Origin of the sequence: Porphyromonas levii DSM 23370 (assembly GCF_000379925.1) — a bacterium.
Taxonomy (GTDB): Bacteria; Bacteroidota; Bacteroidia; order Bacteroidales; family Porphyromonadaceae; genus Porphyromonas_A; species Porphyromonas_A levii.
The window spans coordinates 28,380-46,533 of record NZ_KB904294.1 but is presented as its reverse complement, the minus strand read 5'-3'; the positions used below and the strand labels follow the sequence as shown (position 1 = coordinate 46,533).

Below are 18,154 nucleotides of genomic sequence, written 5' to 3'. Positions count from 1 at the left end.
TTCTTTATCGTGTGATTATGTGGTTCGGTGATTATATGATTATGTGGTCTTGTTATCGTGTATTTATGTGATGAAAAAATGAAGAAAATTGGCACTGGTAATTTTTGACCTCTCTATGCGCCTAATTTTTCCTCCTCTCTTCCCAAACCCCGAAAAGAAATATCCTCGAGTTTATATAATATCAATATCACAAATGACAAAAATGAGGTAAAATATTAAAATTCCGAATTGTTAAATCGGGAAGTCCGATTGCCCGATATTGCCCGATTTTGCCCGATATTGCCCGACTTCTTGTAAAAGCAAGAAAATGCCTTCACATTTGTCCTGCATTCTTGGATTGCGAATAAGTATAACGATTAAGCAAAGAGGACATAGATATGAAGAAAAAACCTATCTACATAGGTATGGGTAGTCAGAAAGGTGGAGTAGGCAAAAGCACCATCGCCGAAATCATGTGTAGTATCTTACATTACACTAAAGGCTATAATGTACTTGTCATTGATTGTGACGATTCCCAAAACTCTTTCACGCAACTTCGTCGTCGTGATAACTTATTCATTCAGCAAGAAGAGGGCATTGGCTTAGCCCTTAAGACACAATTCCAGTCCTACAAGAAGAAAGCTTATAACATTATCCCCTCTCACATTGATAAAGCCTTTGCTTCAGCAAGTGAATGGAGTGAGAAACTCAATTCTGACATTGTTGTTTTCGACCTCCCCGGAAGGCTTAACTCTGTTGATCTTTTGTTTTTCTCCCTTAGGATGGACTATGTGATTTCTCCCATAGAACCTGACATCCAAAGCATGACTTCGAGTATGCTGTATCTCCGCACACTCAAAGAATCCTGCACCAAAATTAAAGATGACCGAGTGCAAATCAAAGAAATTTTTGCCTTGTGGAATAAAATCAGCAGGAGTGAACGCAGAGATACTATTGAGAATTACACTCCTCTCATCAAAGACCTAGGAGTGACTCTTTTAGACAATGTTCTCTACGCCTCCAAGAAATTCAGCTTAGAAGTCGGAGAAGCACGAAATATCAAAGAGGTCTGCAGATGCACCTACCTCGCTCCTACTCAATTGCAGATGGAGGGCACAGGCATTTTTGAAGTCATTGATGAGATTGAAAGAAAAATTTTCCAAAAAAGTAATACATAAAAAATATGGCTACGAACAACAAAAAGGCATCTACAGCCTCTATCCTTCAAGAGGTTATTGGTGGGCTAAACGTAGAAACTCCAGAGCTTCCTGATGACCTACTAGGTGATGAGGAGGACAAAGTGGAGGAAGCCTTTCCAAACACCATGGTTGAAACATCTACTATCATTGACGATACGGAGGGCAGTTTAACCTTGAACAACTTCTGCAAGAAATATCTTGTAGAGACTCAAAGTTCTAAGTCTGCTAAAAAGACTAATGTTGCAGTCAATGCAGAGCTCTATGAAATGCTCAAGACAGTAGTTTTTCACATCGGACCACGGTGTGCACTCTCTTCTTATCTTGAGAATATTATTACAGCTCATCTATCTCACTACAAAGACTTTCTCAATGAAGAGATTGAGCGCAATCGTGCATCTATAACTATTGATTGATAGGCGAAGATGATGACTTCTACTTTCTTGCTTATAAGCGCCTTTTTTGTTGTGGGCATTGGCTTAGGTATCTACATGCTTTTCCCTGCCATCAAAGGGAAGATAAAAAGCCATGGGTCTATGGAAAGAATGAGCCTTGAGGCTCAAGAAACGAACCCTACTCCATCCCCGACCAAAGTGTTACAAGAACAGATAAAGAAGCCGAAAATGCACGATGCAATCATTGGCGTAGCTAAGACACAAGTGAGTGATTACATCTACACTATTGATGACGAGGTAGAAGAAGATGAGGAAGGAATAGATATACAAGATTTTCTCACTCAGGAAATGCTTGCCAGTATGGGGGTATCTGCTGATGACCTCAATGAGGAAAACGATTGGTGGGCTACCCAAGCCTCAAACAAAGATAAGGACAATCTCACCTCAGACGAGGTAAACGGATTAACCGAGTATATGACACTACAAGAGCTTTCTCCTGAGCAGGAAAGTATCGCGAAAGCGACACTTGAGAAGTTATCCAATACCTACCTCCTCGAGCAGATGCAATCTATTATCGCAGAAGCAGAGGTTGTCGTCAATAGCAAGATGGAAGAGTTTATACTCAGTTCTAAAGTCAAAAAAGCAAGTTATAAATCATAATTATCAAGCTATATAAACATGAAACTAAACAACAAAATTAAGTGGGGGTTCTCATCCTTGATGCTATTCGTATCCAATACGCTTTCAGCACAGGTGCGAGATGTAGGTCGAGTCGCAAGAGGCAAGAAAGGCATTGAAGATGCCGTTCGTGACGTTCAAGGCTACTTTGAACCTATTGTTCAGCTTGTATATGTCGTGGCTGCCATCATTGGGCTTATTGGAGCCATCAAGGTGTACGGCAAATTTTCGAAAGGAGACCCTGACACAGGTACTACTGCCGCCCAATGGTTTGGAGCAGCACTATTTTTGGTGATAGCTGTAACAGTGCTTAAAGCTGTCTTGCTCGATTAGTATGACCTATACCGTAAACAAAGGTGTTGGAGCTCCTTATTATGTTGGAGAACTCTCTAAAACTTATGCCATAGCTTCAGTTTTGGCATTGGTTACAGCCTTTATGTTCTCCGTCATAACATCATCAATTGGTCTATCGGGAATAATCGTTATTGGAGGTGGTCTTATTATCGCAGTTGGCGGTCTCTCAGGTATTGCTAAGCTCAATGGCAAATTTGGAGAGAATGGACACTATAAATTCATCGGCAAGATAAATCATCCACAATTTATTATTCATCGCAGGACTGCACAAGAAATGCTTAACAGTAGCAACACAAGATAATGAGAGCACGTGGAAAAATAACAGTACTGGATAGGCTCTTCCCTATTATGTCTGTTGAGAGTGGTTATGTCATATCGAAGAATGCAGATGTTACTGCACTCTTCGAGGTGCATCTACCTGAAATTTTTACGGTGACAGAAGGAGACTACTCCAGTATCCACGATATGTGGCATAAAGCGATTAAAGTATTGCCATCATTTACCATCTTGCACAAGCAAGATTGGTTTTTGGCTGAAAAGTACGAAGGCGATAAAGTTCGAGAAGGTCATTTGGGCTTTTTGGACACTGCTTATCAGGCACACTTTTATGAGCGTCCCTATCTTGATCATACCTGTTATCTGTATATCACCAAGACAACCGAAAAGCGCATGTATGGCAAGAGTGACACAAACACTCTTGCGCGAGGCTATCTAGTACCTCAAGAAATTCAAGATAAGGAGATAATGAACAATTTCATTGACTCCGTATCTCAGTTTGAACGCATTATCAACGACTCAGGCTATGTAAAGCTTCGTCGTCTCACCGATGAAGACATTTTAGGGGCTGAAGGAAAAAGAGGTCTGCTAGACTTCTACTTTGCACTCAATCGAGACAAAGAGGGCATATTAGAAGACATTACACAAAGAAACGATGGTATCACTATTGGGCAACAAGAGTTGGCAGTCTACACAATATCGCAGACCGAACACCTGCCGAATAATGTATCAACCGATAAAAGGTTCGATAAATTAAGCACCGACAAAAGCGATACTCGCTTGTCCTTTGCTTCTCCTATTGGATTGCTTTTGAGTTGTGACCATATCTACAACCAATATCTCTTTATAGCAGACCACTCACAACTTGAAAAATTCGAAGCTTCAGGTAGGCGTATGCGTTCATTGAGCAAGCTAAGTAGTAAAAATGTAGTCAATGCTAGTTGGATTAACGAATATGTAAGCTATGCTCGCACCTACGAGCTTATGCCAGTTAAAGCACATTGCAATGTGATGGTATGGGGTAAGAACAAAGACGAGTTATCCTCTAAGAGAAATGAAGTAGGTAGCGCCTTATCCTCTATGGGGTGTTCTCCTCGCCATAATACCATTGACGCTCCTGTCCTTTATTGGAGTGGAATACCCGGCAACTCTGCCGACTTCCCTGCAGAAGAGAGTTTTTGGACATTTATTGCTCCTGCTCTCTGCTTATGGACTAATGAGACTAACTATCGAAGCTCTGTATCACCTTTCGGCATTAAGTTAGCCGATAGGATAAGTGGCAAGCCTGTTCACGTTGATATTAGCGATTTGCCGATGAAGATGAATGTAACTACGAATAGGAATAAGTTCATCTTAGGACCATCAGGCAGCGGTAAGTCCTTTTTTACTAACCATATGGTGAGTAACTATTACAAGCAAGGCACACATATAACCCTTATTGATACTGGTAACTCTTATGAAGGTTTATGTGCTCTAATTAATCAAAAGACCAAAGGTGAAGATGGCATTTACTATACTTATACGGAGGAGAAGCCTATTTCTTTCAATCCATTCTATACCGATGATTATGTTTATGATGTAGAAAAGAAAGAAAGTCTAACACAGCTTATCCTTACGTTGTGGCGATTTGGTGATGAAAAGACAACGAAGACAGAACTCACCGAGCTAAGTTCTTCCATTGCTGCTTATGTAGAGTTGATACAAAGCGATAGGACTATCCGTCCTTGCTTCAATACTTATTACGAGTATTTACGAGATGTATATCGAGCTGAACTCCAGCAAAGAGATATTAAAGTCCATATATCCGACTTCAATATCAATAACCTCTTGAACACCTTGAAGCCCTACTATAAGGGTGGAGACTATGATTTCCTCCTTAACTCTGATGCAAATATAGACCTACTTAATAAGAGGTTTATCGTCTTTGAGATTGACAGTATCAAAGATAACAAGATTCTTTTCCCTGTAGTCACTCTAGTGATTATGGAAAGCTTTATCAATAAGCTCCGTCACCTCAAAGGAGAAAGGAAGATGATAGTCATCGAAGAGGCATGGAAGGCTATTGCTTCACCTAACATGGCAGACTTCATTAAGTATCTGTACAAGACAGTGCGTAAGCACTATGGCGAGGCAGTTGTGGTGACACAAGACCCTGATGACATCTTGAAAAGTGAAGTTGTAAGAGAGAGTATCATCAACAACTCAGATTGCAAGATTTTGCTTGACCAACGCAAGTATATGTACAAGTTCGATGAGATACAAAATGCTCTTGGTCTAACAGAAAAAGAAAAGCAACAGATACTCTCAATCAATATGAACAATGACCCCTTGCGTAAGTACTTAGAGGTGTGGATTGGGCTAGGCTCCAAAATATCTGCCGTCTATGCTTGCGAGGTCAGCCTCGAGGAATACTACACCTACACTACTGAAGCCTTGGAAAAGGTAGAAGTTCAAGAAATGGCAAAGCTCTGCGGTGGCGATATGGAACAAGCTATCAAGCGAGTATGCAGAAACAAAAGAGAAAAATAACAACTATCTAAAAGGAGAAAAGTATGAAACCAAAGATGTATCGATTACTACTTCTAATGACCTTGTTCATGGGAAGTCTTAACGCGACAAAAGCGAATGCACAGTGGGTCGTTTCCGACCCGACTAACTTCTTCGGAAATCTTGTCAATTCTGGAGCTGAAATTGCCCAAGCTCTTGAGCAATTTGGTATTGCGACAAAGCAATTTGAGCAGGTGGAGAAGATGTATAACAAGATTAGCCCTTACATCCGCACTTTTGGCAAAGGGTACGAAGCTATGACGGCACTTAATGAGATAAGGATGCTGGGAAGCACTGTCGTAAACGCACATAAGGGTGACCAATATCTCACTACAGCTGAGAGAATATACATCATACGCATGCAAACTTACTATATCAATCAGGCAGTCAAAGAACTCAACAATATCACGGGTTTGTCCTCTATGGTAAGAGGTGGAGGTTCAAGTGATGTAAAAATCTCTACTGGTTCAGATGCAGAGAGGCTTAAACTAATCGATGAGTCTTTTGAGAAGATTATTGCTTGTGGTCATGCGATACGCTCTACATCTTACAAGATGAACGCGCTCTCTTATGGTAGGCGTCAGCAGGACATGTCTCATCAAATGTTAAGAAAATTGAGGGGCTTCTAAAATCAATTATAACATGAGTGCAATATTATTAACAATGGATGTTGTATCGATAGGAGAAACACTTGAGACTATCAGAGAGACACTTGTTAGTACACATCTATCCAATTTCGCTGGTGTAGGTCGTGCTATAGGTGCTATTGGAGCCTTGCTGTATATCGCTTATAGGGTTTGGGGTCACATGGCTCGTGCAGAGGCTATTGATGTATTTCCTCTTCTGAAGCCATTCGCTCTTGGCTTAGTGATTATCAATTTCAGTGTTTTCAGGGGCTTCTTGGATTCTATGATTGATATAGTTTCTGACCAGACTCAAACCATAGTTGAAGGGTCGTCCGAAGCCGTTGATAAGAAGTACGATGAATATAAAAAAGTGCTAGGTGACAAACGCTTCGAAAAAGACCTCGTCCTTATGGGTATGGAGCCTAATGAGGTATATAATAAAGAAGGTAAGGTCAAAGATGATGCGAATATTTTTGTGAAAATGCTCGAAAGCATAAACCGTCTTGGAGCCACAATAGATACATTTTTTGAGTCTCTTATCCACAATATTGTTTCGTGGTGCATGAAGTTTGGCACTATTGCTATAGATACAGTCTCTACCTTCTTCCTTATCATCTTATCTCTATTGGGTCCTATCGTGTTTGGCATTGCATGCTTTGACGGTTTTGGTCACATGATTAGCAATTGGATTAGCAGGTACATATCTATCTCATTATGGGTACCCATATCACATATACTGCGCTATATAATGGATCAAATTGAAATCAATCTTGTCCAAGCAGATATTGCCTACTTCCAAACCACACAGGTGGTGCCTAACATGTGGATATTTATTGTCTTTTACATCATGGGTATTATCGCTTATACCACCGTCCCAACCATTGCTAGTTGGGTAGTCGATGCTGGTAGTGGTGGTGGCGCACTCCTTAACAAGATTACTAGTGTAGCAAAGGCTCCTGTTAATCTTGTATCTAGTGCAGCAGGTGCTGCAATTGGTGGAGCTGTCGGAGCAACAATGGCGAATAAAGTTGGAAAGGTCGGTAGTGGTAATAATGCCCCACAGGGCTAATAGATAAAGAAGAGATATGGACTTCAAAATTAAAAGCATCGACAATCTAGAAATTAGTTATAGAAATATTAGGCTCTTTTCTATCGTTATTGTTGCCTTCTCACTGCTGGCAGTGATTACCACAGTGGTGATGTCTTATCGCTTTGCCGAGCAACAGCGACAGAAAATATACGTTTTGGATGGAGGTAAGAGCTTAATGCTTGCTCTAGCTCAAGATGTAAAGGCTAACCGTCCTGTAGAGGCTAGAGAGCATATCAGGCGATTCCATGAGCTATTCTTCACGCTAGCACCCGAAAGCGAAGCTGTTCGAAGCAATATCAACAGAGCTCTAGAACTTGCGGATGATACCGCTTACGACTATTACCAAGACTTATCCGAACAGAGATATTACAATCGTTTGATAAGTACGAATACGAATCAAGTGTACCAACTAGATAGTATTGTTAGTGATTTTGATAGTTACCCTTATCAGGTACTTACCTATGGGAAGCAAATCATCTATCGTCGCAATAATGTTACAGAGCGGTCACTTGTTGCTGCTTGTGACCTTATCAACACTGTAAGGAGTGACAATAACCCACAAGGATTTCTCATTGAAGATTTTCGAGTCATTCAGAATGAAGATATAAGGAATTATGAGCGAAGAAAATACTAAGACTGTGGAAGCTCTAGAAGAGCCAACAAAGAGAATTTCACTCAAGGAGGCGACTCGTGATAAGCTTGCCACTTGGTGGGATAAAAAGAATAATAAAAGTAGGCTCACAATCATCATTGTGGCGTGTCTCGCATACATTGCGATGCTGATTGTAAGCTTCTTTTTGAACTAACTATTTTGAATATGGAAGACAACAAAAAAGAAAAAGTCAAGAAACTGGTAGTGATTGGTTTCCTTATCCTCCTTTTCTGTGGTATCATTTACATGATACTTAAACCCAATTGGGAAAAACAAGATGAGAGTACTCAATCTAGCATCAATGATTTTCCTTCTGCCTCCACTGATGGACTGCCATCAAGTAAGATGGAGAGTTATAACGGGTCCATGGACTTTGAAAGTAATCAGGAAGCCACTGAAATGGCATACGACCGTCTTAATGACTATGCTGTCAATGGTGACACTAATATCCTTAATGAAGCAGAACCAGCTATCTCACGAGAAGAGGAGGAGCTGAACAAAGCTCTTCAGGCATACCATGATGCTTCATTAGCAAGTCAGCAATACTCTCAATACTATGATGAGAGCGATTCTCAGCTCTATCAAATGGAGCTTGATTTAGATAGGGCAGAGCAAGAAAAGGCAAAATTGGAAATGGAGCTTGCTGCTTACAAGAACGAAGAGGCAAGAGAGCAACGGCAGATGGCATTGCTCGAAAAGAGTTATGAACTCGCCAATAGATACAATGCTCAGCAGAATCCACAACCAGCAGCTCCTCCTGAACCCAAACGAGGTGACCAAAACCTCGCAAATATTTCAGTTGTAAAGGAGCGAAAGCATACTGTTACCACCCTACTACAACACGAGCAAGATAGTATCCTCATTGCAAGGCTCATTGACGAGCCTAGCAACACTAGCTTTTACACTCCAGTAGGAGCCGTCATAGAAGATGCTTTCTTCAAGAATACAATCAAGGCTGTTGTAAGCGAAACACAGATTGTAAAAAGCGGCGACAATGTCAAACTCCAACTACTCGAAAGCATTCGGCTTGCAAATGGCTTACTTGTCCCAAAGAATACAAAGCTAATAGCTAGAGCCACTCTTAGTGGTAATAGGATGAAACTCGTTGTACAATCTCTTGAGATAGACGGAGCATTGGCAGGAGTACAGCTCAGTGCCTATGATACTGCAGGGCAAGAAGGAATTTTCGTACCTGACGCTCCTGTTTCCGATGCCGTGGTCAATTTCTCCACTGGCTTAGCTAATACCCTTGGCACCTCGAGCTCTGTAAATATTAATAACACCACTGCTGTAGAGCAACTGAAAGGTGATGTGATACGAGGTACCGTCAGAGGTGTAGCAGACCTTGTAAAAGGTGCTGTTGAGACCTACAAAGTAAAGCTCAATAGTGGCTATCGTCTATTGCTCTACGATACAACGAGAAAGAACTAAAAGGAAAAATAATAACAATATAAATTTTATAGCATGAATAAGATTGTACTTACACTGGTAGCGGTTATGGCTATGGCAACCGCTGGAGTAGCACAGACTAACCGCTCAGGCGACCTCTACAAGGGAATGACAAAGAGTATTCCAGAGGGAAGAACTATTATCCCTTATGGTCTTGAGGTGACATTTGACAAGACTACCCACCTCATATTCCCAGCTCCAATTCGGTATGTAGACTTGGGCAGTAATGCCTTGGTAGCTGGGAAAGCAGAAGATGCTGATAACGTACTAAGAGTTAAAGCATCTGTTAAGGACTTTGAGGTAGAGACCAATCTATCAGTTATCTGTGATGATGGCAGCTTCTTTGCTTTCAATGTGAAGTATGCCGATGAGCCTGAGAAAATCAATCTCGAAATGAGAGATTTCCTCTATGCAGGAGAGAATAATGTGCCCACCAATAGGGCTGACATCTATTTCAGAGAATTGGGGAGCGAAAGCCCTGTTCTCGTGAAGCTCATTATGCAAACTATTCAGCAGAATAATAAGAGGGCTATCCGCCATATCGGAGCGAAGCAATTCGGTGTTCAATTCACCCTGAATGGGCTCTATACGCACAATGGACTTATCTACTTCCACACTGCGATAAAGAATAGTAACAATCTGCCTTATCAGATAGACCATGTCAGCTTCCGTGTCGTAGACAAAGACACCAGTAAGCGTATGGCGACCCAAGAACTTGATCTCAAGCCATTGCGAGCATTCAATGAGCTTACTCAGGTTAGAGGTAATAGAGAAGAGAAAATCATCTACTGTCTTGAGACATTTACGCTACCTCATGGCAAGCAACTCGAAGTTACTCTACATGAGTATAACGGAGGTCGTACCCTCACCTATTATGTAGAGAACGATGACCTAGTCAGAGCTAACAATATAGACGACCTTAAACTGAAGTTTTAAGGGACACTCGCATATTTCTTAATGTCATAACTCTTAACAATGATGAGTCGTTTTCTTAAAATCTTCAGAGCTGGTGTGGTAGTACTATTATTGCTTGTAAGCAGTAATAGTCTACACGCCCAGCGACTAATTCCGAAGCAGTCGGGGGTAGCTGTCCTTGTCGGCACACCCGGTATTAGTCAGTCGGGTATCTTTGAACCCAATGCTTACAATGTCAGTTTTGAGATTACTCAATATCTCAAAAAGGCTACCTATTGGTTTGCAGGTGCAGAATACAGGCAAAGGGATAGCTCTTATTCCCATTATACTGTACCAGTGCAAGAGTATCTACTTAATGGTGGCTATATGTATCCTGTCTTGGTAGACCCTAGAAAGACCGTGTTAATCTATGCTGGTCTATCTGCTACTGCAGGTTATCAAGAGCTGAACAAAGGAGAGCGAACCATGCCCAATGGAGCAACTCTTGTAGACCGCTCTCGCTTCGTGTACGGAGCTACACCGCAGATTAGCCTAGAAACGCTCCTTACTGACAACTTTATTGTCACCCTCAGAGGGAAAGGTATGTTTTTATGGGGCAGCGACTTGCAGTTATTCTATCCATCACTCAGTGCTGGAGTTAAAATCAATTTCTAAGATATGACTATGAATAGATTAAAGAATATTGTGAAGTTCTCAATCTTGCTATTCCTCTCTGGGCTTGCAAGTTGTACTCACAAGTTAGAAGTTCAAGAGGGAGCGCCTTTTGAAATCAATCACATGCCCTATTACACCAATATTGGTGTCAGGGAAACCTCAGAGATTAGGATGAACTTATCTTCTGACGATACCTTTGAAGGCACAAAGTACACTGTCAGGTACTTTCCTTTTCAAGGCGAGGGTTATCTAAGAGTGGGAGGTAATGGCGAAGCTCTACGCCCTAATGACCGATACAATATCAAGTCGGGCGACTTTAGGATGTATTATACTCCAATTGTAGCTGGCAGTCATCAGCTTGAGATTGTCTTTGAGAATAATCATGGACAAAGCTATACCGTTACTCTTGCTTTTAATGCAAGTGCAGATAACACTAACAATAGCAATAACAACTCCAATACTCCCGTCCGCTCAGGAACAGGAATGGAGTTAGGTACGCCTTATCTTGGCGAAGATGGCAATTGGTATATCAATGGAGAGAATAGCGGTATCAAGTCTACTATTGACCCTAGTATATTTGACCCGACGCTAGAAATCATTGATGGTTATTGGTATATCAACGGAGAAAAAACAAAGCTCCCGGCAAAAGATGGTGACCAAGGAGAATTGACTGTTGGAGAGAATGGCAATTGGTATATCAATGGCGAGGATAGCTGGATTAAGGCTCCAGCTCTCCCTAAGCCAAAAGTAGGGATAGATAATAACGGCAATTATACCTTAGATGGTCAGCCTACTAAAATCAAAGCTATTACCTCAGAGCCTCTAGTCTCTACAAAGGACTATATCATCAATAACAGTATAGTTGTAGACCCCAACTCTTTGCCTCTAGGGTCGTATGCCGTGAAGCTCGTGAGCAAGCAAGGCGCCACTACTACTGAAGATGGCAGAGAGGTAGAATATGCTGGGTTGGTACTTGCTGATGGCAATGCCATCTATCGAGTATATGATGCAAATAGGAATCCTGTTCCTAACGCAATAGTTCGCAATATGCCTAATCTTTCAGGCAAAACTTATCAAGCAGATAGTGAGGGCTATTTTATTGTTCAGAATAGAGAGCTCTCATACGATGGCAATACAGAGCCATCATCCGTTAATGTGTCTGTCAATGGTAAGAATTACCAAACAGGCAAGACTACTGTTGTCCCTAACAAGATGAGAGTCGGCATTGAGCTAGTCTATAACATTGAAGGAGACTACTTTTTCAAGTTCACTCAGAAGCAAGGCAACAAAGAGACTGGTGAAGTCGAGTTGCCATTTGATGCTCCAGTGGATCAATTCATAAAGGAAGGTAATTCCTTTATCTACTTAGAGGGTCATAAGACCACTCTAACTAGAGTTCGGAAGATTTATAAGAGTATGCCTAGCAACCTTATCGATGTTTCCACCTCCTCCGTTAAGCTCAAGTTTATTGAGGCTTTTCGTTTCCAGCCAGGAGGGAATCGCAAGGTGCCTTACTATGCTGTCTTCGTCTGTCCTAAAGGACCCTTTGGAGAAAAGGTTGAAGCCTCAGTATTCTTAGGCTTTGGCAAGACTAATCCTTTGTCAGGCATGACTGGCAGGAGAGACATCCTAGCAATCTAATTGAGTTCATAACTATAAATACTAGAGAATTATGTTAAAAGCAGAAGTAATTGGCTATATCGGCAGTGATGCAGAGGTCAGAGTAATCAACAACGTACAATATGTAACCTTTAATGTTGCCCACAATGAGGTTCGCAAAGATGACCAAGGCAATAAGGTCTCGAGTGTATTATGGGTCTCCGTGATGTGGAAGAGTGATGGTGGCAATCTCCTTCAATACCTCAAAAAGGGGCAAGAGGTCTTTGTTCGTGGAGACATTAGTCCACGAATGTATATGAGCGAAGATGGCATTGCAAGAGTTAGCCTCACTCTGTTCAGTCGGGAGATACAACTTATTGGAGGTCAAAAGTCAGATGAGCAAACCATGCAAGAAGCACCCACTCAAGAGGGTTTAACTCCTGAAGCTGAAAAGGTAGCTAACGGAATAATTCAAGAGGGCTGGTCGCCAAACAGCCAAGTCGATAACATTCCATATTAATGAAGGTATGAAGCATAAGATATTACTATTTATTGCTCTTCTCATTGGTAGTATTGGTGTCGCTAAGGCACAATTTTATAGTGCTTCGGCTAACATGGCTACTCTTCTTACAGGAACGGTAGATGTTGATGCTTCTATGGCACTTAATAGGAATTGGAGCTTGCATACTAGTCTATCTGTCAATCCTTGGAGAGTTGAGCAATTCAGGATTCAGCACCTCATGGTGCGCCCACAAGTTCGTTGGTGGACTACAGAGAGTTATCGTGGCTTCTTTGTTGGAGCTCACACTCTCTTTGCTGGCTATCATTTTGGTGTACCTAAATATATGACAAAGAAATATAAGGGTGTGGCATGGGGAGCAGGTCTTGATATTGGCTACTCGTGGCCAATATCAACTCAATGGAATATCGAAGCCCAATTGGGTGGTGGTTGGGTCTATGCCGACTACAATATCCTTGAATGTCGCAATTGTGGTGAAGTTCTTGGTAGCGAGCAAAAACACTTGTTTCTGCCTACTAAGGCTGGCATATCAATCGTTTATCTATTCTAAGCAATGAAGATAACTAAAGAAATGAAGCAAGTCGGATTGGTAGCTCTAATTCTTTTAGTGGGAGGTATAGCCACTTCGTGTGGCTCTCTCACTAAGAGACTAGAGAAGCAAGAAGATGTTGCCAATAAGTTAGGGCTTAACTTCGCCAACGAAAAAAAGAGCTTTGCTCAGCAGGTAGACACAACATACTCTATTGTATTACCTGATACCGTCAAGATGAATATTGATGGTAGAGAGGTCACTGTCTTCAATGCCTACGAGGATGAGGACGGAAATAAGATGGCTGACTTCCAGCTTCAAGGGATTATTGTAGAGACCAAGATGCGAAGCCTCCCGGAGCGTAACGGTAAAATCAATATGGATTTTATTATTACGGTGCCAAAAAGTCTGATAGATAGCAGATGGCAGTTAAGGGTTTATCCGAGAGCTTTCAAGACGAGTTCAGAGCGTATTGACCTTGAGCCACTTCTCCTTTCGGGTGCTGACTTCCTAAAGAGACAAAAGGATGGATACGAGCAATACAAGAGGTTTGTAGCTAGTATCATACCTGATAGTCTCTATTGGAAAGAGATGATAAATCAAAAGGGCTATAATAAAGCTCTTGCCGACCTAGAGCAAGACTATTATAATGCTTGGGCAAAAGATTTGCTTACTCAAGACCAGTGGATTGACTGGAGAGACAAGATTAACAAGCGTTATAACCTATTCAATAGTAAAATGGAGCGCAATCGTCTGTCCATTGACCCTGAAAAGTCTTTATTGGCTATCCTGCCAGCTTATTGGATGGAGCGTACGCTTGATAAGCGTACTGTGCCAGCAACATTTGCTGAGTACGCATGGGGTAATAAGTCTATTGTTAAGAAAACTGTAACCGCTGAAGACTCGCTAGAAATTGAGCGCAAGTTTACCGACTTGCAGAAGATTGCAGAGAATGAGAGGCGTAAGCAGGAAAAGGAATCTCAATACAATAAGCTTGTGAAGTTTCCCAAGGTGGCTGCTCGTCTTGATACTATTGTACAGGTCAAAGATGCCTTCAAATATCACTACATACAGGAGATGGACGTAGACGGTGATATGAAGAAAGTGAAGCTTGTACTTGACGGCGATGTCTTGGCTATCGATTTGAGTACTTACAATGTACCCTCCTCTGACACTTTAACCTACAATGTGTCAGCTATGGTGGATTTCTTAGACGAAGCTCCTCGATTCAAAAAGGAGATTGTCTATCGCCAAGTGGAGCAGTCTATGAAAGCTAACATCGAGTACCCTGTTGCCAAAGCCGATGTAGACGAGGACTTTTCTAATAACCGAGCAGAGTTCGAAAAGGTACGTGCTATGATATCAGATATAGAGCTTGCCGAAGAATTCGTTCTTGATAGCCTGTTAATGATTGGTTACGCAAGCCCCGAAGGTAGTAGCCAGCTCAATAAATCTCTTTCTGAGAAGCGCACTCGCAATCTGATGGAGTATGTCAAGAAGAACCGTTTCTTCAAGAGCAATCCTCCTATCCAGTCAAGAGCTGGAGGAGAGAATTGGAGTGGCCTTTACGATGCTGTTAAGAATGGCACACTCTTCCAAGATGAGAGAGTGAAGTCCAACATTATGGGTATTGCTAATAGCTCTAAGGTTGAAGATGAGCGCGAGGCAAAGATAAGACAGCTACATCCTGAAGAGTATAAAATCTTAAAGGATAGTGTTTATCCAGCACTCCGAGTCACAGAGTTTAGGTTCTACACTCACCGAGCTAACATGGTTCAGGACACCATACATACGACTGTCGTTGATGAGGAATACAATAAGGGTAGAGAGCTACTTCGTGAGCGCAAGTATAAGGAGGCTTTAAGCATCTTGTCAGAGTATCCTAACGACTTTAATCTCGCTGTAGCACAGATGTCACTTGGATATAATATGCAAGCCCAGGACATCCTCGAGAGGATTGAGAATCCGAATGCTGACACGCTCTATTTACTCGCTATTATCTATTCAAGGAACAATCAAGCACAGAAGGCTGTCAATGCTCTACTCCGCTCCACTGAGCTAGAAAAGAAAAAGATATTCCGAGCTCAGCTCGATCCCGAGCTCAATCTACTGATTGAGAAGTACGACCTTTTCCATGATGATTTGAACTTTTAGAATATAAGATGATGAGTAGAATATTAAAATTTGGGGGGCTAGTACTCCCCGTGGTAGCACTTACCATACTACTACTTGGCTCTTGTACCAAGAATAGCTTCAAGCTATTTGATGATTTAGACTGTATCATCAAAGAAAACTTTGTACGCATTGAGCTACCTATCACTGATATAAGCCCTTCAGGAGGCAAAATCAAGTTAGATACCAATGTGTACATGGAAGTGGTTAGCTATAAGATGGGCACAGAGCTTGGCAAGGAGTATTTCCCTCTGCCTTTTACTGCTAAGATTGTGAATGCACCTATGGGCTATTCCCTAGAGGTGATAGACCGTGCATTGGTAATCACTTCTCCTGCCAACCATGGAGAAGATACTATCGCGATAGAAATTATAATAACCTCCGAGGGTGTTACGAAAACTTTCATTCTCACACAAAAGCCAAAGAAGTATGATGTTGGGGGTACGATTGTCTAAAGGTTGGGTTGCTTTTTTGATTGGTGTTATGGTTATGCTTACCTCCTGTGGAGGTAGGCAACCATCACCTGTTCCCCCCACCCCTACCCCCCTCCCGAATCCGACACCTAGCCCTAATGTACAATACCTCTCCATAGAGAGTGTTGTGGTGTCCAGTGTCAAAGATAGTGGAGTGACCATCAGCGTCAGTACTTATGAGAATTAAATGAATTAATGGATATGAATATGAAGAAAGTATATACACTACTAGGGGTTTCGCTCTTGCTATTTCTTGTAGCATGCCAAAGGGAGTGTCCCGACACGTGCCACCCCTCCAAGAACTACAAAGTAGAGGGCTGGATTGATGATGGATGTGGCCGACTGAAGGCTATTGATTCAAATAACCTAAGAGCTACATTGTCAGACAAAGGTATCACTGTAGTTGGTCTTGGAGACTGCACCTACAATCAGCCTTGTGGTCTCTTTATCTCAGGTTCTGAAGCTGGATCTATCGACTATGTGACCTTTAGTTACACTGCAGGCTACTCGGCTCAGACTCTTCCTCGAACACAGATTGAGTTTGCAAATAGACGAAAACAAACAATACCAGCCAGCTATGGTAGTACTTCACCTAATGACCTATACTTTGGTTTTAATGTTATTGGTGATGTCAAATTTATAATTAAGAAGAAGCCTTACATTCCAGGTGTGGACATAGGATTTGAATGATTTTATAACCCTTTTTTTATTAACTATTTATTTAAGAGAAATGAAAAGTAAATGGATTTTCGCACTGGCCGTAGCTGCTAGTGCAATGCTCAGCTTTACAAGCTGTCAGAATGAGAGAAGTATGACTCCTGATGAGCCTACCTCTACCGATGCTAAGCATACGGTCACTACAGAAATGCTCTTCCTTGATGAGGAGGGCAATCTCTCTACTTCACTACGTGCCATTGATAGTGCCAAGGGTACGATTACAGGTGATGGTAGTTATTTCCACAACACCAGCGTAACGGTGACTGCTACAGCCAAGACTGGATACGTACTTCACAAGCTGTACGAGAAGAATGGTAAGGGGAACTTTACCGAGGCGACCGGTGTGGTCAATTCCAATACCAAGAGCCATAACTTCAAGATTACCGATGACATGCACTTCATTGCTGTATTCTCAAGTCAGTCTGGTACTGAGAAGGGTTATCAAAACCTCAAGATCAATGGTACCAATGGTAACTATTCACTCGCTGCATTTGGTGGAGATAAGGCTTACAAAGGTAGCCTTACAACAGTGGGTGAGGAGGTAGGTGCACTTAAGACGGCTACAGGAACCATCACTGGATGGACGGTGGTTAATCCTGCCTACAAGGCTTGGGAACTCCAAAGCTATACTGCTCCTTGGCTCACTGCTAAAGCTAATGCAAATGGAACGCTAAGTCTCACGACTCAACCTCATATATCCAAGACTGCTGGAGCTCGTACCGTAACACTTAAGGTAGGTAAAAATGGTACTGTTTCTGGTGCACCTAGTGTATGGCGCAATGTAACCATTACACAGAATAGCTATTATGACCCAAATGGTGAGGATCCTATCCCGGATAGTGATATTACTTTTGGTGATGGTACTGTTGCTGGAATTCCTGCTACGCTTACTACAGTGTATAAGCCTACAGGGGAAAGCAAGAATATTACTACGCTACACAAGACCTTTAGCCAGCCTGTGTTTGCTAAGGTTTATGTTTATGTAAATGGTAAAAAGACCACTACTGCTCTCAAGAAGCAACTTACAGTTGTCTTTAATGCTCCTTCTGCTACTTGGCTCAAGAAATCAGGTAATAACTACGCTGCAGGGGTTAATAATACTTCTGGCACGTTGTCATCTACCATAAAGGTTGATTTCAAGTTGGGTAACAACATCATTAAGTCTACTACCGTAACTGCTAGTCAGGCTCCTCGCAAGTATATCGTAGGTGGTGAAATTCAATAATTACTAGTGAAAATTTTTAATCGAGCAAATGTAGTACCCAGTGGGGTCTACTGCTCTCAGGGTAGTATGGGGTGATACCCATACTATCCACTATAGCAAAAGTATCAC

Annotated in this window: 20 protein-coding genes; all 20 read left to right on the top strand. The window is 41.8% G+C overall.

Annotation, left to right across the window (positions count from 1 at the left end; all coding sequences use genetic code 11):
* The first annotated feature begins 377 nt into the window (after positions 1-377).
* Positions 378-1,157 carry a ParA family protein gene (locus tag A3GG_RS0109780; protein ID WP_018359116.1) on the top strand — a complete coding sequence of 260 codons (780 nt, stop codon included), beginning with the start codon at positions 378-380 and terminating at the stop codon, positions 1,155-1,157.
* A gap of 5 nt (positions 1,158-1,162) precedes the next feature.
* The gene (locus A3GG_RS0109775; RefSeq protein WP_018359115.1) at positions 1,163-1,591 is read left to right on the top strand and encodes a DUF3408 domain-containing protein; all 429 of its coding nucleotides are present in this window, start codon (positions 1,163-1,165) and stop codon (positions 1,589-1,591) included.
* A gap of 9 nt (positions 1,592-1,600) precedes the next feature.
* On the top strand, positions 1,601-2,230 hold the full coding sequence (locus A3GG_RS0109770) for a hypothetical protein (protein ID WP_018359114.1): 630 nt from the start codon (positions 1,601-1,603) through the stop codon (positions 2,228-2,230).
* A gap of 60 nt (positions 2,231-2,290) precedes the next feature.
* Positions 2,291-2,581: a DUF4134 domain-containing protein gene (locus tag A3GG_RS0109765; protein ID WP_018359113.1), complete on the top strand. Its 291-nt coding sequence runs from the start codon at positions 2,291-2,293 to the stop codon at positions 2,579-2,581.
* Between the two features lies 1 nt (position 2,582).
* The gene (locus A3GG_RS0109760) at positions 2,583-2,903 is read left to right on the top strand and encodes a DUF4133 domain-containing protein (protein WP_018359112.1); all 321 of its coding nucleotides are present in this window, start codon (positions 2,583-2,585) and stop codon (positions 2,901-2,903) included.
* Positions 2,903-5,407, top strand: coding sequence for a TraG family conjugative transposon ATPase (locus A3GG_RS0109755; protein ID WP_018359111.1), 2,505 nt, complete (start codon positions 2,903-2,905; stop codon positions 5,405-5,407). Before A3GG_RS0109760 ends, A3GG_RS0109755 begins: the two co-directional genes overlap by 1 nt.
* Positions 5,408-5,430: 23 nt before the next feature.
* Positions 5,431-6,054: a DUF4141 domain-containing protein gene (locus A3GG_RS12880; RefSeq protein ID WP_018359110.1), complete on the top strand. Its 624-nt coding sequence runs from the start codon at positions 5,431-5,433 to the stop codon at positions 6,052-6,054.
* A 13-nt stretch (positions 6,055-6,067) separates the two neighbouring features.
* Positions 6,068-7,120 (top strand): TraJ family protein, encoded by a 1,053-nt coding sequence (locus A3GG_RS0109745; protein WP_083900405.1) that lies wholly within the window; start codon positions 6,068-6,070, stop codon positions 7,118-7,120.
* A gap of 16 nt (positions 7,121-7,136) precedes the next feature.
* Positions 7,137-7,775 carry a conjugative transposon protein TraK gene (gene traK, locus A3GG_RS0109740; RefSeq protein WP_018359108.1) on the top strand — a complete coding sequence of 213 codons (639 nt, stop codon included), beginning with the start codon at positions 7,137-7,139 and terminating at the stop codon, positions 7,773-7,775.
* Positions 7,756-7,947: a hypothetical protein gene (locus A3GG_RS0109735; RefSeq protein ID WP_018359107.1), complete on the top strand. Its 192-nt coding sequence runs from the start codon at positions 7,756-7,758 to the stop codon at positions 7,945-7,947. The genes traK and A3GG_RS0109735 overlap by 20 nt, the downstream gene beginning before the upstream one ends.
* Before the next feature lie 11 nt (positions 7,948-7,958).
* Positions 7,959-9,224 carry a conjugative transposon protein TraM gene (gene traM / locus A3GG_RS13480; protein WP_018359106.1) on the top strand — a complete coding sequence of 422 codons (1,266 nt, stop codon included), beginning with the start codon at positions 7,959-7,961 and terminating at the stop codon, positions 9,222-9,224.
* A gap of 33 nt (positions 9,225-9,257) precedes the next feature.
* Entirely contained in the window at positions 9,258-10,178 is a 921-nt protein-coding gene (gene traN / locus A3GG_RS13475; RefSeq protein ID WP_018359105.1) for a conjugative transposon protein TraN, read from the top strand.
* 39 nt (positions 10,179-10,217) lie between these two features.
* A complete protein-coding gene (locus A3GG_RS0109720; protein ID WP_083900404.1) occupies positions 10,218-10,811 on the top strand; it encodes a conjugal transfer protein TraO in 594 nt (197 codons plus the stop codon).
* Between the two features lie 9 nt (positions 10,812-10,820).
* The gene (locus A3GG_RS12875; protein ID WP_018359103.1) at positions 10,821-12,452 is read left to right on the top strand and encodes a TraQ conjugal transfer family protein; all 1,632 of its coding nucleotides are present in this window, start codon (positions 10,821-10,823) and stop codon (positions 12,450-12,452) included.
* Positions 12,453-12,483: 31 nt separating this feature from the next.
* Positions 12,484-12,930 (top strand): single-stranded DNA-binding protein, encoded by a 447-nt coding sequence (locus A3GG_RS12280; RefSeq protein ID WP_018359102.1) that lies wholly within the window; start codon positions 12,484-12,486, stop codon positions 12,928-12,930.
* A 7-nt stretch (positions 12,931-12,937) separates the two neighbouring features.
* Positions 12,938-13,480 carry a DUF3575 domain-containing protein gene (locus A3GG_RS0109705; protein WP_018359101.1) on the top strand — a complete coding sequence of 181 codons (543 nt, stop codon included), beginning with the start codon at positions 12,938-12,940 and terminating at the stop codon, positions 13,478-13,480.
* Positions 13,481-13,483: 3 nt separating this feature from the next.
* Positions 13,484-15,613 (top strand): tetratricopeptide repeat protein, encoded by a 2,130-nt coding sequence (locus A3GG_RS0109700; RefSeq protein WP_248637679.1) that lies wholly within the window; start codon positions 13,484-13,486, stop codon positions 15,611-15,613.
* Positions 15,614-15,621: 8 nt separating this feature from the next.
* Positions 15,622-16,086 (top strand): hypothetical protein, encoded by a 465-nt coding sequence (locus tag A3GG_RS0109695; RefSeq protein ID WP_018359099.1) that lies wholly within the window; start codon positions 15,622-15,624, stop codon positions 16,084-16,086.
* A gap of 219 nt (positions 16,087-16,305) precedes the next feature.
* Positions 16,306-16,794 carry a hypothetical protein gene (locus tag A3GG_RS0109690; protein ID WP_156808728.1) on the top strand — a complete coding sequence of 163 codons (489 nt, stop codon included), beginning with the start codon at positions 16,306-16,308 and terminating at the stop codon, positions 16,792-16,794.
* 40 nt (positions 16,795-16,834) lie between these two features.
* Positions 16,835-18,046, top strand: a complete 1,212-nt coding sequence (locus A3GG_RS0109685) for an InlB B-repeat-containing protein (RefSeq protein ID WP_018359097.1) — start codon at positions 16,835-16,837, stop codon at positions 18,044-18,046.
* The last annotated feature ends 108 nt before the right edge of the window (positions 18,047-18,154 follow it).

Coding starts and splice junctions, on each gene's coding strand:
- A3GG_RS0109760 (WP_018359112.1), top strand. CDS start 2,583: ATGACCTATACCGTAAACAAAGGTGTTGGAGCTCCTTATTATGTTGGA.
- traK (WP_018359108.1), top strand. CDS start 7,137: ATGGACTTCAAAATTAAAAGCATCGACAATCTAGAAATTAGTTATAGA.
- A3GG_RS0109770 (WP_018359114.1), top strand. CDS start 1,601: ATGATGACTTCTACTTTCTTGCTTATAAGCGCCTTTTTTGTTGTGGGC.
- A3GG_RS0109745 (WP_083900405.1), top strand. CDS start 6,068: ATGAGTGCAATATTATTAACAATGGATGTTGTATCGATAGGAGAAACA.
- A3GG_RS12880 (WP_018359110.1), top strand. CDS start 5,431: ATGAAACCAAAGATGTATCGATTACTACTTCTAATGACCTTGTTCATG.
- A3GG_RS0109775 (WP_018359115.1), top strand. CDS start 1,163: ATGGCTACGAACAACAAAAAGGCATCTACAGCCTCTATCCTTCAAGAG.
- A3GG_RS0109780 (WP_018359116.1), top strand. CDS start 378: ATGAAGAAAAAACCTATCTACATAGGTATGGGTAGTCAGAAAGGTGGA.
- A3GG_RS0109700 (WP_248637679.1), top strand. CDS start 13,484: ATGAAGATAACTAAAGAAATGAAGCAAGTCGGATTGGTAGCTCTAATT.
- A3GG_RS12280 (WP_018359102.1), top strand. CDS start 12,484: ATGTTAAAAGCAGAAGTAATTGGCTATATCGGCAGTGATGCAGAGGTC.
- A3GG_RS0109755 (WP_018359111.1), top strand. CDS start 2,903: ATGAGAGCACGTGGAAAAATAACAGTACTGGATAGGCTCTTCCCTATT.
- A3GG_RS0109765 (WP_018359113.1), top strand. CDS start 2,291: ATGCTATTCGTATCCAATACGCTTTCAGCACAGGTGCGAGATGTAGGT.
- A3GG_RS0109685 (WP_018359097.1), top strand. CDS start 16,835: ATGAAAAGTAAATGGATTTTCGCACTGGCCGTAGCTGCTAGTGCAATG.
- traM (WP_018359106.1), top strand. CDS start 7,959: ATGGAAGACAACAAAAAAGAAAAAGTCAAGAAACTGGTAGTGATTGGT.
- A3GG_RS12875 (WP_018359103.1), top strand. CDS start 10,821: ATGAATAGATTAAAGAATATTGTGAAGTTCTCAATCTTGCTATTCCTC.
- A3GG_RS0109735 (WP_018359107.1), top strand. CDS start 7,756: ATGAGCGAAGAAAATACTAAGACTGTGGAAGCTCTAGAAGAGCCAACA.
- A3GG_RS0109690 (WP_156808728.1), top strand. CDS start 16,306: ATGAATATGAAGAAAGTATATACACTACTAGGGGTTTCGCTCTTGCTA.
- A3GG_RS0109720 (WP_083900404.1), top strand. CDS start 10,218: ATGATGAGTCGTTTTCTTAAAATCTTCAGAGCTGGTGTGGTAGTACTA.
- A3GG_RS0109695 (WP_018359099.1), top strand. CDS start 15,622: ATGATGAGTAGAATATTAAAATTTGGGGGGCTAGTACTCCCCGTGGTA.
- A3GG_RS0109705 (WP_018359101.1), top strand. CDS start 12,938: ATGAAGCATAAGATATTACTATTTATTGCTCTTCTCATTGGTAGTATT.
- traN (WP_018359105.1), top strand. CDS start 9,258: ATGAATAAGATTGTACTTACACTGGTAGCGGTTATGGCTATGGCAACC.